Origin of the sequence: Nostoc sp., assembly GCF_036916975.1 — a bacterium.
Classification (GTDB): domain Bacteria; phylum Cyanobacteriota; class Cyanobacteriia; order Cyanobacteriales; family Nostocaceae; genus Nostoc.
On sequence record NZ_JBALFF010000010.1, the window covers coordinates 1 to 13,770 of the forward strand.

The following is a 13,770-nucleotide window of genomic DNA, read 5'->3' on the forward strand; positions in this document are numbered from 1 at the left end:
TTAAAAAGTGCGAACTCAACCCAATGGGTTATCTCTCAAATGTCACTCATCCCTGAATATTTCTATTCATTTCGAGTGAACAAATCGCACAGCCGCCCTAGAAGTGCGGGGCTTTAAACCCAAATTTCCGGTAAAATATGACGGTTGTATTCTGTGCCAAACTGTGATTGAGCGTTATACTTTGCCCGAAATGGCTAATCTGTGGAGTGAAGCCTATAAACTAAAAACTTGGCTGCAAGTCGAAATTGCTGTTTGCGAGGCTCAAGCTGAACTGGGTTACATTCCATCTGAGGCGGTTGAGGAAATTAAGGCCAAGGCAGATTTTGATCCAAAGCGGGTGTTGGAAATTGAGGCTGTAGTCCGCCACGATGTTATTGCTTTCTTGACAAATGTCAACGAATATGTTGGGGATGCCGGACGCTATATTCACCTTGGTTTAACTAGTTCGGATGTTTTGGATACAGCTTTAGCACTGCAATTGGTTGCCAGCCTGGATATATTATTGCAACGTCTGGAAGATTTGATTCAGGTAATTCGCCAAAAAGCAGGGGAACATCGTCATACAGTGATGGCTGGCCGATCGCATGGTATTCATGCTGAACCGATTACTTTTGGGTTCAAGCTAGCTGGCTGGTTAGCAGAAGTGTTGCGACACCAAGAACGCCTGAAAATTCTCCACGAAACGATCGCTGTGGGTAAAATGTCTGGTGCGGTAGGAACTTATGCTAACGTTGAACCGCGTGTAGAAGCGATCGCTTGCCAAAAACTCGGACTCAAACCCGATACAGCCTCAACTCAAGTTATTTCCCGCGATCGCCACGCCGACTATGTGCAACAATTAGCTTTAGTAGCAGCATCCATCGAACGTTTTGCTGTAGAAATTCGCAACCTACAAAAAACAGACGTTCTCGAAGTTGAAGAATTTTTCTCCAAAGGTCAAAAAGGCTCATCGGCAATGCCACACAAGCGCAATCCCATTCGTTCAGAACGGCTGACGGGAATGGCGCGACTCGTCAGAAGCCATGCAGGTGCAGCTTTAGAAAACGTCGCTCTTTGGCATGAGCGGGATATTTCCCATAGTTCTGTAGAACGGGTGATTTTGCCAGATGCTTGCACTTTGACGCATTTTATGTTAATAGAAATAACCGACTTGGTGAAAAACCTGTTGGTTTATCCTGAAAACATGGAAAGAAATCTCAACTGCTACGGCGGCGTTGTGTTCAGTCAAAAAGTCTTGCTTGCCTTGATAGACAAAGGAAGCAACAGAGAAGATGCGTATGCGATCGTTCAAGAAAGCGCTCACGCCGCTTGGAACAAGCCAGAAGGTAATTTCCAAGGCTTGATTAGCAAAGATCCTCGCGTTACCGAAAAGTTGTCCCCAGCAGAACTAGAAGTCTGTTTTGACCCCCAGCAGCATCTGAGCCATTTAGAAGAGGTTTATCAACGGTTGGGAATTTAGGATTAATTTGCTTGGGGACTTCCAAATAAAAAAATACCCAAAAAACAGACGAAAAAACTCTCTCCTCCTCATTCCTCTGTGTCGCGCCAGTTGCTTCTCCCAAGGGGAGACGCGCAAGGGACAAGTCTCTTAACCCGCAAGGGCGCACTGGCTCCTCTGTGCGGCAGTCGCTCATGGGGGAAACCCCCAAGACCGCGCTGCCTTGCCTCTGTGGTTCGTTTCTTTGGGTAATTTATTTCTTGGAAGTCCCTTGTAGTCAGCGCTTAAGCGCTCACTAATAACCTGTTATTCAAAAAATATGCAAACTTTTTCAAAAAGAATATATAAAAATACCAAAAATCTTTAGTATTGCATTGCTGAAAACTGTTAATTTGGTGCTGGAATTTTTGATAACACTGGGTAGTATAAATAACACATATTTATTTATTTATTAGTGCTTCGAGTGCTTTCATGATTGAAATCCTAGCCACACTTTCAGCTTCGGCGGCGGCAGGAATGAGAATAGCTACACCTTTGTTGCTCGTTGGATTGTTGCAAGGTACTAGCTTGTGGTCGCAAGTTCCAATTTTATCTCACATTTCTCCACCAATATTATTAGCCTGCCTCATCTGTTGGTCTTTAGTTGAATTATTAGGCTCAAAAAAGCTATGGGGGCAAAGATTACTACAACTAGTTCAATTATTCATGTCTCCCATCGTGGGGGCAATTATGGGGTTAGCAGTAGCCAATGCAACAGCAACGCCAAGCTGGATTATTGCCTGTATTGGGGGTTCGTTAGCTTTAGTACTCCAGCTAGTTCAAGTTGGTTGGTTTTATCGGTTACGCGGCTTACCGTTGTGGGCAGTCTTTCTTCAAGATACCTTATGTGTTGCTCTAGTACTTTTTGCCTTTGGCGCTCCCTGGCAAGGAGGATTAATTGCTTTAATATTGCTCTGGTTTGCAGTTCGTAGTGCCAAGCAGTGGTATGACTGGTATCACAGGGGAATAGGGAATAGGGCAAAAAAGTGCTGAGTACTAAGTGCTGTTAGCGGATAGCTATGGTTTAGCTCATGCTGAGTTAATAGCTAGGAATTTAAATAATTCGTAATAGAGCCTCCGGCACGCTCCGCGGTTTTCATGCCCAAAGGGCTGTACGTAATTCGTAATAGAGCCTCCGGCACGCTGCGCGGTTTTCATGGCCCAAAAGGCCATACGTAAATTTTGTTTTGTAATGAAGAGTGCTTTTGTGGGGACGATTTGGGACTCGCATTACAACGTGGGATTTAGCGCAAAGTGCGGTCTTGGGGTTTCCCCCGCCGCAGGATGCGCGGAGCGCACTACAGGAGCAACTTTGCATTCGCAGTCCCCAATCGCATTACTTGCTTATTTTTAGAACCGGGGGACTTAAACCCACGGAACTAGTTAAAAAAAGTGCAAAACTAGTGACATGGTAAAATATTATTTGCTAGTCAAATAACTAATTAACTCAATGAATGAATTATTGACTCGTATTACGCAAATTCCGGGTCAATGTGGGGGTCGTCCTTGCATTCGAGGTATGAGAATTAGAGTTAGTGACATTTTAGAAATGTTAGCGGAAAATGTCACGGTTAGCGAAATTTTAGAAGACTTTCCCGATTCAGAACCAGAAGATATTCAAGCTTGTCTTCTGTTTGCTGCACGACGGACTTATTTTGTGCGGTTGACAGCCTTAAGAGTGAGGAGTTTTGTTTCTCTCCTCATCTCCCTCATCTCCCTGCCACTCTCCTCCAATACTTTTTATTGCAAAAGCCCAATCATGTGCAAGAATCCGTGACCGGTAATCAACTCGATGATTAATGCAATAAAGCCCAGCATGGCAATTCGACCATTCCATACTTCAGCACTAGTAGTCAGTCCCCATTCCCAACGCTCTTGTGGATACATTTTCACCATTTTTTTCATTTGGGCAGCTTGCGAAAGCTTGAAACTGGGGTTTCTCAGCGCATCAATGACTAATTTTGCCAGTGCATTAATAAATACTGGATGGGTATTAGGAGCAGGTACGCGGCGGAAATTATGAATTCCTGCTTCTTCTGCTACTTCTCGATATTCAATATCAATTTCTTGCAGAGTCTCGATGTGTTCTGAGACAAAACTGATAGGCACGACAACCAAATCTTTCACGCCCTTTGCACCTAGTTCTTTGAGGGCATCCTCAGTATAAGGTTGGAGCCATTCTACTGGGCCGACGCGACTTTGGTAAGCTAAGGTGTGGACATTGGGTCGATTGAGGGTCTGCATAATTAGAGCAGTACATTCCTCAATTTCTTGCTGGTAAGGGTCGCCAGCCTCTTCAACGTAGCTTTTCGGAACGCCGTGAGCGCTGAAGAAGATATGAACCTCATCCGGGTTAGGAAACTGTTGTAGTTCTTGGGCTATGAGTTCCGCCATTGCTTGCAGGTAGCCTGGTTCTTTGTACCAGGAAGGAATGACGGTGTAATCAATGGGTTGAAGCTTTGGGTCTTCTTGCCAAAGTTTTTCTAAAAGCCGGAAGCTAGAACCACTGGTACTGATAGAAAACTGGGGATATAGTGGTAATATTACCAGGTGTTCTATATTATCTTGAGTAATCTGTGCGATCGCCTCTTCTGTATAGGGATTCCAATAACGCATTCCGACGTAAATCTTGGCTTCTTGTCCTAAATAACCCAACTGTTTTTTTAAAGCTTCCCCTTGGGCTTCTGTGATCCGCCGCAGTGGAGAACCACCACCGATTTGCTTATAATTCTCTTGAGATGTTCTGGTTCGGCGTGAGGCAATAAACCAGGCTAGGGGCTTTTGCAACCAGCGAAATGGTAGGCGAATAATTTCCGGATCGGAAAATAGGTTGTACAAAAAGGGCCCCACATCCTCTAGCTTATCGGGGCCACCGAGATTGAGTAATAAGACGCCTACACGACCCATAGCAGTTAATTTCCCCCAATCTTTTCAGGTTTTTTACTAATGTTAACAATATATCTTTATTAAATATAAAGCTTAATAGCAAGGAAATATGCAATGGCAACAATTTTAAGAGATTGGAGTTACCGTTATCAGTGGCTGTATGATGGTATCTCTCGTTTAGCAGCCTTAAGTGTAGGTGGTGAAGCCCGTTTTCGACAACTTGCTTTACAAGGCTTAATAATTCACTCAGATACTCAGGTTTTAGATTTATGTTGCGGCAGTGGCCAAACAACGCAATTTTTGGTAAAATTATCACAAAATGTAACAGGATTGGATGCCTCACCCAAGTCTTTGCAACGGGCGCGGCAAAATGTACCATTAGCAGTCTATCTCGAAGCTTTTGCCGAGAAGATGCCATTTGCAGATAATCTATTTGATGTGGTGCATACCAGCGTTGCTTTACACGAGATGCAGCCTGAGCAATTGCGAAAAATTATTAGTGAAGTTTATCGGGTGTTGAAGCCAGGAGGGATATTTACACTGGTGGATTTTCATACTCCTACAAATCCGATATTTTGGCCTGGGGTATCAGTGTTTTTGTTGTTGTTTGAAACTGAAACAGCTTGGCAATTGTTGAAAACTGATTTGCCTGGATTGTTAACTGAGACTGGATTTAATGTGAATGAGCCAACTTTATATGCAGGTGGTAGTTTGCAAGTGATACAGGCTAAAAAGTGAACAATACTGCTTTATTAATGGCAGCTAAGATAACCTGCTATTAATAAAGTATAGGTAATTGTTAAGTAGGTAGACGTAATTAAATATAATAAACCTCACCCTCAATCCCTCTCCTTATTAAGGAGAGGGAAGCTGGAGGTAGAGTGAGGTTTTTTATTTAATTTGACGCACTTACTTGTATAGCACTTAAGCAGGTAGGAAGTGAAAAAATGACGCAGGAACTAATAGACCTCAAAAAGAGTATTTTGGAAGGACGTTATGCAGATGCCTTGGCAATTGTTGATGAATTAGAAGGCATGAGTAAACAAGCTATTCTGCGGAATATCCAAGCTTATTTAAGGATTTTGCTGATTCATTTGATTAAGAACCAATTAGAACAGCGATTAACAAATTCTTGGGCGGCTTCTATTCGTAATTCAATCCGAGAAATTAAAAAGCTAAATATCAAAGATAATAAAACATCTTACTACATTAATTTAGATGATTGGGAGAATTTCATAAATGAGGAAGTAATTGAGGATGCGATCGCAGATGCGAGTGATGAAGTAATGGATGGAGTATATAATCAATTTCAACTTGCTAAAATGTTAGATATAAACCAGATAATTCAGACTGCTTTGAAGTTTTTAGCGCTAACTTATTCTTATTCAGCTAAGGAGTTACCCGCAGTTGTCGCTGAAAATTTAACTCAGCTAGTCGGTGGCGAAGATTGGAAAGCAGGTAGGCGGTAAAAAAATGACACAGGAATTAATAGACCTTAAAAAGAGTATTTTGCAAGGACGTTATGCAGATGCCTTGGCAATTGTAGATGAATTAGAGGGGATGAGTAAAAAGGCAATTTTGCGGCAGATTAAATCGTTTTTAAGAATTTTATTAATTCATTTGATTAAAAATCAAGTAGAAAAACGATTAACAAATTCTTGGGCTGCTTCTATTCGCAATGCAATCCGTGAAATTAAAGAAGTCAATCTAAAAGACAATCAAACATCTTATTATATCAATTCAAATGAATGGGAAAAATTCATAGAAGAGGAAGTAATTGAGGATGCGATCGCAGATGCTAGCGATGAAGTAATGAACGGTAAATTTACTCGCTCTCAGTTGTGTGCAATGCTAGATAAAAGCCAGATATTGACTACAGCTATTAGTTTACTGGCTTTAACATATACTTATTCGTCAAAGGAATTACCAGCGATTATGGATGATTATCTCAGTCAGTTAGCTGGTGGTGAAAATTGGATAAATCGGGAAAAATAAGGCGATCGCTCTTTATATATATATTACTGAAAATGTAGCAAAGGCACTTAATATCACGGTAAACTGATCGGTAGTATTTACATTTTAGTACTGTACGGTTAACCAACAATTAAGTTTTTGCTTTCTTCAAGGTAGAGATGATGCAAGAAATAACACGCCGCAAATTTATTGCAACAGCCACCGTGGCGACAGGTTTTGCCCTCGCAGTGCAACCCATTTCTGCCGGAGTTATTACCACCGATGCTAAGGGGTTGGTAGCTGGTGCGGTGAAAATTCCTGTTAAAGATGGCGAAATTCCTGCTTATAGAGCAGCACCTGCGACTGGTGAAAATTTTCCAATTGTTCTGGTAATTCAGGAAATCTTTGGAGTACACGAGCATATTCAGGATATCACCCGTCGCTTTGCTCGGTTGGGGTATTTAGCGATCGCACCGGAATTATTTATCCGTCAAGGTGATGTCTCGAAATTAAGCAGCATAGACGAAATTCGCCCAATTGTCGCCAAAGTGCCAGATGTCCAAGTGTTATCCGATCTTGATGCTACCGTAAACTGGGCTGTGAAATCAGCTAAAGGTAATGTTGATAAATTGGCAATTACAGGCTTCTGCTGGGGTGGTCGCATTACCTGGTTATATGCCGCACATAATCCCAAGGTGAAGGCTGGTGTGGCTTGGTATGGACGACTTGTGGGCGATGCTACCGAACTTCAACCCAAATATCCTATCGATATTGCATCAAAACTGACAGTCCCCATTCTCGGACTCTATGGTGGGAAAGATACAAGTATTCCCCTTGATACAATAGAGCAGATGCGCGTTCGCCTTGCGTCTCGGAAAAGCAAATCTGAAATCATCGTTTACCCCGATGCAGGCCACGCTTTTTTTGCCGATTATCGCCCTTCCTACCACGAGAAAGATGCTAAGGACGGTTGGAAACGTCTTTTGGCGTGGTTTAAGCAAAATGGTGTTTAACAAAGTTTCGGTTTAGGAACTGTGAGATTCAAAAAAGTTCCAAATTGTTTCACTGGCGTTTAGCCCCAGCTTTGCATTGAATTTATTTAGGCTTTTGTCAGTTGAGGAACCACCAGGCCAGAAATGTCCGCCGTTTACTACCGCTAGCTGCCATACTTCTGAGTTGCCACTACAACCAGTGTAGATAGCGGTTTTCACTTTATCTTTAGAAAAGTTAGGAGATTGATTTGATGAAGTACATTGATCGTGCGATCGCCAAAAATCTACCATATCTGAGATAGAAAGCAGCGCTCCTCGTCGAGTGCGATCGTCTCCTTCATAAAGGACATCGCGATCGTTTGTACCGTTGATCGTTAACATCGATATAGAAGTTCGAGGCTGGCAATTAGATTTTAGTCTAACTGGGAGCGAACCAGCTACTGATGCAAAACCAGAAATTTTATCAGGTAACTTACAAGCCAGTGCTTGGGTAAGTATGGCACCTCTAGAAAAACCGGTGGCATAAATTTTATGGCTATCAATATTGATTTGCTGCTGAAGATGATTAATCAAAACATTGACAAACGAAACATCATCTACCCTTCCTTGAGTGTTACCTCTCAGGCTCCATTTTTGGTCAATTCCATCTGGATAAACAACAATAAATCCTTTTTTATCTGCTAATTCATTGAAGCGAGTCACATTACTGATAGACCGACCATTCCCATCATCTCCATGAAACACTAAAACTAATGGCATTGGGCGGTCTGGATTATAAGATTTTGGAGTGTACAAATAGTAAGTGCGTAACTTTCCTTGGTCATATAGTTCTCCATAATTATCACCATTCAAGATTTTTGCTTTAGTTATACTTTTTTCTTCAGCCTGAATGGAATCGCACGCTGTCAATAAACTAATTCCAAGTAGAACTATTAGAAGTTTTTTTAAAAGCCGAGAATTTTGATAGATTTTCATATTAATTAAATTGATTTATGAACAAATCTTCTTAATTATCAGTTTTCCAGTAAGTTTCGTTTGTTACACGAAACAGTTGATTTGCTGTGTTGCTCTCAGTTTAAGATACTAAAAAATAATACACAGTGGAATAAAGTCATAATTTCAGCATGACTTTATTCACATTTTGGATTTTAGCTAAGTAAGTGGGTCAAATTAAATATAAAACCTCACCCTGCCTCCGGCTTCCCTCTCCTTAATAAGGAGAGGGATTGAGGGTGAGGTTTTTCTTATGTTTAATTACGTCTACCTACTTAAAACAATTTTGCCATTGCTGTCACGGAAGGTTTGATCAACTATAGCGGTTCTCAGTTGAGTGGTGCTAATCTTTTCCCTCACCCCCAGCCCCTCTCCCAAAGTTGGGAGAGGGGAGACATGAATTCTAGTTCCCCGAATCCCATTTTTGGGAGAGGGGTTAGGGGATGAGGGCTATCAAGGTTTTTACACCTGACGGGATGCTTCCAGTTGAGTAGGTAACTGAACTGCACCCACAACCCCCTAAGAGGAAGCGAGGAGCTTGCAATTATGGGGCGCTCTATTGAGAATAGGCTAATGCAAATTATCTAATAATATTAAAGCATTAAAAAAATCTATCTCCACCTATCTAATTGCTGAAATTAAAGTAATAAAGGATATTCCTATATGACTATATTGAAAGGCATAGTTATACCATGTCCGCTTGATTAGTTATTAAACCTGAATAACCCTCAATGACCTGAATTGTCAGATGGTATGATACCCAAACAAAAAAAAGCCTCCTACTATGGGAGGCTTAAAAGTTAGCGGAGAAAACTTGTTAAACTACTGCGTAACTACAGCGATGACTCCTCCTAATGCAGAGAAAACCGCAGATACGGATGCTGTGGCAAACAGCCACCAAGCTGCTGTTGCTGCGGCTTTGCGGGTTTCTTCCGCTTGACGCTGTGCTTGATGTTTCACCTGTTCTAGGCGGCGTTGGGCTTCATGCTGTATGCGTTCTGCACGTTGTAATACTGTGTTGCGGGCCCGTTCAATTTGGTCAATGATCCGGTTGGCATCTTCCTCAGAGATGTCCTCACGCGAACTCATTATAGCCACTAGGGTATCACGGTCGAAAGAGGAGAGGCGATCGCGCAGGGCATCAAATCCCGCTTGCGGATCGTCAAAAAATGTGCGGACATCGCGCTTGATACTATCATAGTTAAGTTCCGGGCGATCCAAGGAGTTGAGATAGTTACGAATGCGGCCAAAAACGCCGTCAATTGCATCTTGAATGCCTCGTTGGATATTCCGCACTTGTTCTACAAATTGATCCCTTACGGATACAATGCTATCGGCAATCCGCGCCGCTTCTTCATCGGACATATCTTCCCGAATTTTCAGCAGGGCGATGATTGTAGAACGGTCAAAATGGGAAAGGCGATCGCTAAAAGTTTCTACCCCAACTCGCGGATCGTGTAACAGTAGTTGTAAGTCGCGTTTAATACCTTCAGGATTAAGTTCTTCCTTGCCAGTTTGGCGGAGATACTCTTCTAGATAAGCTTTGAATGTTTCAGCTCTTTGCTGTGTGCGGGTTGCTAGGCGACGAGGCGCACGCACAAAGTTACGAATCGAAGTTTGCGTGGAATCAATGATTTCATTGACTTGTTCTTCGCTCAAGTCTTTACGTTGACTAAGTAACTTCACTAGTGTATCTCGGTCTACCTGCGACAACCGACGGCGCAGTGCTACGGCTCCCTCTTGAGGATTTTCAAACAATTTGGTCAAATCTCGCCCGATACCTTCAGGGTTCAATTCTTGTTTACCAGTATTCCGCAGATAATCTGCGATCGTGGTAGTAACAGAGTCGTATTGCTCTTTGGCTTTATCTACTACAGCTTGGGGTGTGTGGCGAATGTTATACCACGACTCCTCAGCAGCATTGATGGTTTGATTAACTTGATCTTCACTCAAATCTTGGCGCTGACTCAACAATTGCACCAAGGTATCGCGGTCAAAGCGAGACAACCGCGCCCGAATTGAGCTAATTCCAGCTTGGGGATCTTCTAGTAGCTTTTTGAACTCTGCACGGATGGCATCAGGATTCAGTTCTGATTTCCCTGTATTACGCAGATATGATTCTACATTCAGCCACAGGGTTTCTGCTTGATATTGCGCCTGTTCTGCTAATCCTTTGGATTCTACCAAGACGCGATCGCGTTGTTTTTCCAACTCTTCGATAATGCTGTCTACTTCATATAGCTGGACATCATTCCGTTGCAGCAATATCGCCCGCATTTCCTGACGATCGAGGTGGGCTAGTCGCAATGTCAGGGTTTCATAATCTGCATCTGGGTCTTGCACCAGTGGTTTGAAATTCTGCTCAATACCTTCTGCTGTCAAATCGGCTTTTGGAGTAACTAGCAGATAACTTTCCACAGCCCGTTGCAAGTCTTGGACTATCTCTCTTTCTTCAATACCTGTAACTATCACTAGCACATCGCGGCGGACAGCTTCTAACTGATCTGCAATGCGCTGAATTTGGGCTTGGGTAAGCAGTCCGCGTTGTTGCAAAATATTGGCGAAATCGTTGCGCGATAGTCGTTCTAGTTCCCTGCGGACTATTCCTGGGTCAGCTGCTGGGTCGTAGAGAACATCACGAAATTCCTGGGCGATTTTTTCCTGGCTCATTTGCCAAGCATAAGTGTTATGCAGGTAGTTTTCGACATCAGCCCGAATTGGGCTATAGGGTTGTGATGGTGTTGGCAAACCTAGCTTATCTGCTTGTTGGCTGACTTTATCTTTGGCGGTGGTGAGACTACGCAAGATTTTTTCCACATCCAAATCAGGCAAATCTGCCCGTCCCATCACAGTGGCGGTTAAAGCCGATAGTGCTTGCTGGATTGTACTTTGCACTGGCCCTTGGGCTGCCTTTTGGTTTTGGTCACCTTCTTTGGAACCACCCTTTTCTGCTAATAACCGATCCAGTTTGGCATTGAGTTCATCTGTTTTGTTTTGTCCTGCTGGAAGTGATTTGAGATAATCCATTAACTCACCCAGGCGGTCTTCGGTGGGTGATTGCTGGCTCAATAACTGTTGCCAAACTTTATACAAGGTATCAGCAATCCGGCTAACGTCTTTTTTGGAAAGGTCGGTGCGACTGCTGACTAACTCGATAAACTTTTCGCGGTCGATGTTGCGAATATCTGGAGTCCCTGCGATCGCTTTTAATTGTGGATCGTTGAGTAAATTTTCAAAGTCACTCCGAATCTTTGACAAATCTAGCTCTGGAGGACGCAACTTGTCTAAGTAATCTTCTATATTCTCACGGATACTTGTAGGGTCAATGGCGCTTCCTAGTTCCCGGCGGACGGCGGCGGCGGCGGCTTCAGCTGTTGCGACAACTTGGTTATTGATAGCTTTTGCGCCCAGTGCGGCTGTGGCTGTCCCCATAATCGCCTGAAAACCGGAAGTTGCCGTATTGACGACTGAACCAATTAAGGAACCCACGGTGGTGGAACTTACCCAGACGAGGAGTAAAAAGTAAGCGCCCCAAATCACCAAGCCGAGAATCGCTCCCAATCCTGGGCTAAAGATTTCCTGGCTCAATTTTACTGCCAGAAAACAGGCAATTAATAAGGCGATCGTCACAGTGACTAATGTCCAAATCCCTACTGCTGTGCCAATTTTGCGAATGTTACCGCCCAAACTTCCGGCTTCCCCACTATCCCCACTATTTGAATCCGAGTCAGATGACTGCCCCAGGTAGGAAATACCGGCTGCAAGGGAAAGATTAGTTAGAACTAATTGAAAAGCAAAGGCTAAAATCACGCCGGAGATTAAAGCCACAAAAAAGTGCGGCCCGGAAATGAGAGCCGATGCCTGTGCTCGCGTGACGTTTGAGGTATCTAAATGCGATCCAGTCTGTGCTACCCACAATAGTGGTTTATAGAGTCCCAGCATGATTTCCGTACTTTGGAACATTGTATTTCCTTCTTCTAAGGTTTAAATTTGGGGAATTAAGATTTTCTTGAGAAGCAACTCTTAGTATTTATCTATGTTTGTACGTATGGCAATACCTAAATCATTAGCTCAGAATCGTGGAATTTGGTTATTTAAAGCATCTCTCTAAAGATTGAAAAGTGTATCCAGCGAAAGATATAACTTTTTTTATCTCTCGGTGAGAATCTTAATTAAATTACCACCTTATCTTAATCATGTATAGCTAATTTTTACTTTTTAATTGCTTATTTGTAGCGATTGATTCTATTTGAATTGTAATTTTTTCTAACTTCTTTACATTTATTTACATATTGGTTTTTGGTCACCCTCTCAAGGTGGATTTGTCTAAAAAAATACCTTTCTAATAATCGTCCAGAAGAAGTGGTTGTGGTTTGTACCCAGAGACAGAAATAAGTCTAGTTACAAACAGTTACATTAAAGTTAACAAATGAATCGTTGAGGATAAAAAAATGGCAACTCGTTATTCTAGAGATTTGCCACTATTTCCAACAGAATGGAATCGCAAATATCGCAATTAAATTCTGTTTGGCTAGACTCCTCAAGCCGAAATTCGGAACGGTCATTTTGCAATGATTGGCTTTTTTGCCTATTTATTTGGGGATTTAGCTGGCTATAGCGTTGTTCGTGACGTTTTGGGCTTAGTTGGCTATTAGAAGATTAAACACTTGAAACATTACTAGATATCGGAGAAAAAAAATGGCAACTCAAGAGACTCGTCCATCTACAGATTTACCACCTGTTGCAGTAGAATACAACGGGCGCGATCGCAATGAATTTCTCTTTGGCTGGACTCCCCAAGCCGAAATTTGGAATGGTCGCTTTGCAGCAATTGGTTTTCTAGCCTATTTACTTTGGGATTTAGCTGGTTATAGTGTTCTGCGTGACGTTTTACGCATAGTTGGCTACTAGAACATTAAACATTTGAAATTTGCACAATCGAGTTAAATATAACTCTTGTGGGGTGGGCAGGAAAGCCCGCCCAGCTTATGCAAGTTGATTTGTAAAACAGTTTACTAGATATCGGAGAAAAAAAATGGCAACTCAAGGAAATCGTCCATCTACAGATTTACCACCTGTTGCAGTAGAATACAACGGGCGCGATCGCAATGAATTTCTGTTTGGCTGGACACCTCAAGCCGAAATTTGGAATGGTCGCTTGGCAGCAATTGGTTTTCTAGCCTATTTATTGTGGGATTTAGCTGGTTATAGCGTTCTGCGTGACGTGCTACACATCATTAGTTATTAGCAGCAATAGCTAAAAAGTTAGGAGGAGCCACTGCGTTGCAGTGGCTCCTCCTTTGATAAGTAAATGGGTCAAATTAAATATAAAACCTCGCCCTACCTCCGGCTTCCCTCTCCTTAATTCCGGCTTCCCTCTCCTTAATTCCGGCTTCCCTCTCCAAAATATCGGAGAGGGATTGAGGGTGAGGTTTGATCTTAATTACGTCTACCTATTTAGTAGCAAAA

At 42.6% G+C, this 13,770-nt stretch carries 11 protein-coding genes and 1 pseudogene; 9 read left to right on the top strand and 3 right to left on the bottom strand.

All coding sequences use genetic code 11. The features are described 5' to 3' along the window. Positions 1–163: 163 nt before the first annotated feature. The 3 genes and pseudogenes from purB to V7K73_RS01825 form a co-directional block, all read left to right on the top strand. The gene (gene purB, locus V7K73_RS01815) at positions 164–1,459 is read left to right on the top strand and encodes an adenylosuccinate lyase (RefSeq protein ID WP_334876598.1); all 1,296 of its coding nucleotides are present in this window, start codon (positions 164–166) and stop codon (positions 1,457–1,459) included. Between the two features lie 450 nt (positions 1,460–1,909). Continuing rightward, positions 1,910–2,470: a DUF4126 domain-containing protein gene (locus tag V7K73_RS01820; protein ID WP_334876600.1), complete on the top strand. Its 561-nt coding sequence runs from the start codon at positions 1,910–1,912 to the stop codon at positions 2,468–2,470. A gap of 448 nt (positions 2,471–2,918) precedes the next feature. After that, positions 2,919–3,149 (top strand): annotated as a pseudogene (locus V7K73_RS01825) (DUF433 domain-containing protein); the annotation flags it as partial. Between the two features lie 68 nt (positions 3,150–3,217). Here the strand turns inward: V7K73_RS01825 and hemH are convergent. After that, the gene (hemH, locus tag V7K73_RS01830; protein WP_334876602.1) at positions 3,218–4,384 is read right to left on the bottom strand and encodes a ferrochelatase; all 1,167 of its coding nucleotides are present in this window, start codon (positions 4,382–4,384) and stop codon (positions 3,218–3,220) included. A 93-nt stretch (positions 4,385–4,477) separates the two neighbouring features. On the opposite strand from hemH, the gene V7K73_RS01835 reads away from it, so the two are divergent. The 4 genes from V7K73_RS01835 (at position 4,478) to V7K73_RS01850 (ending at position 7,329) form a co-directional block, all read left to right on the top strand. Continuing rightward, the gene (locus V7K73_RS01835) at positions 4,478–5,101 is read left to right on the top strand and encodes a class I SAM-dependent methyltransferase (protein WP_334876604.1); all 624 of its coding nucleotides are present in this window, start codon (positions 4,478–4,480) and stop codon (positions 5,099–5,101) included. 209 nt (positions 5,102–5,310) lie between these two features. Next, positions 5,311–5,832 carry a DUF29 family protein gene (locus tag V7K73_RS01840; protein WP_334876606.1) on the top strand — a complete coding sequence of 174 codons (522 nt, stop codon included), beginning with the start codon at positions 5,311–5,313 and terminating at the stop codon, positions 5,830–5,832. 4 nt (positions 5,833–5,836) lie between these two features. Continuing rightward, a complete protein-coding gene (locus V7K73_RS01845; protein WP_334876608.1) occupies positions 5,837–6,358 on the top strand; it encodes a DUF29 family protein in 522 nt (173 codons plus the stop codon). 140 nt (positions 6,359–6,498) lie between these two features. After that, positions 6,499–7,329, top strand: a complete 831-nt coding sequence (locus V7K73_RS01850; protein ID WP_334876882.1) for a dienelactone hydrolase family protein — start codon at positions 6,499–6,501, stop codon at positions 7,327–7,329. 12 nt (positions 7,330–7,341) lie between these two features. Here the strand turns inward: V7K73_RS01850 and V7K73_RS01855 are convergent, their stop codons facing one another. Beyond that, complete coding sequence (locus tag V7K73_RS01855; RefSeq protein WP_334876610.1) at positions 7,342–8,217, bottom strand: extracellular catalytic domain type 1 short-chain-length polyhydroxyalkanoate depolymerase; 876 nt, start codon at positions 8,215–8,217, stop codon at positions 7,342–7,344. 906 nt (positions 8,218–9,123) lie between these two features. Beyond that, positions 9,124–12,264, bottom strand: coding sequence for an MFS transporter (locus tag V7K73_RS01860; protein WP_334876612.1), 3,141 nt, complete (start codon positions 12,262–12,264; stop codon positions 9,124–9,126). A 735-nt stretch (positions 12,265–12,999) separates the two neighbouring features. On the opposite strand from V7K73_RS01860, the gene V7K73_RS01870 reads away from it, so the two are divergent. Both V7K73_RS01870 and V7K73_RS01875 read left to right on the top strand, forming a co-directional pair. Continuing rightward, positions 13,000–13,212: a high light inducible protein gene (locus tag V7K73_RS01870; RefSeq protein ID WP_334876614.1), complete on the top strand. Its 213-nt coding sequence runs from the start codon at positions 13,000–13,002 to the stop codon at positions 13,210–13,212. Positions 13,213–13,336: 124 nt separating this feature from the next. Beyond that, a complete protein-coding gene (locus V7K73_RS01875; RefSeq protein ID WP_334876616.1) occupies positions 13,337–13,549 on the top strand; it encodes a high light inducible protein in 213 nt (70 codons plus the stop codon). Positions 13,550–13,770: the final 221 nt, after the last annotated feature.

Excerpts from the sequence above, each read along its gene's own strand:
- V7K73_RS01860 (WP_334876612.1), bottom strand. The coding sequence starts at position 12,264 with ATGTTCCAAAGTACGGAAATCATGCTGGGACTCTATAAACCACTATTG.
- V7K73_RS01840 (WP_334876606.1), top strand. The coding sequence starts at position 5,311 with ATGACGCAGGAACTAATAGACCTCAAAAAGAGTATTTTGGAAGGACGT.
- V7K73_RS01845 (WP_334876608.1), top strand. The coding sequence starts at position 5,837 with ATGACACAGGAATTAATAGACCTTAAAAAGAGTATTTTGCAAGGACGT.
- V7K73_RS01875 (WP_334876616.1), top strand. The coding sequence starts at position 13,337 with ATGGCAACTCAAGGAAATCGTCCATCTACAGATTTACCACCTGTTGCA.
- hemH (WP_334876602.1), bottom strand. The coding sequence starts at position 4,384 with ATGGGTCGTGTAGGCGTCTTATTACTCAATCTCGGTGGCCCCGATAAG.
- V7K73_RS01850 (WP_334876882.1), top strand. The coding sequence starts at position 6,499 with ATGCAAGAAATAACACGCCGCAAATTTATTGCAACAGCCACCGTGGCG.
- V7K73_RS01870 (WP_334876614.1), top strand. The coding sequence starts at position 13,000 with ATGGCAACTCAAGAGACTCGTCCATCTACAGATTTACCACCTGTTGCA.
- V7K73_RS01820 (WP_334876600.1), top strand. The coding sequence starts at position 1,910 with ATGATTGAAATCCTAGCCACACTTTCAGCTTCGGCGGCGGCAGGAATG.
- V7K73_RS01835 (WP_334876604.1), top strand. The coding sequence starts at position 4,478 with ATGGCAACAATTTTAAGAGATTGGAGTTACCGTTATCAGTGGCTGTAT.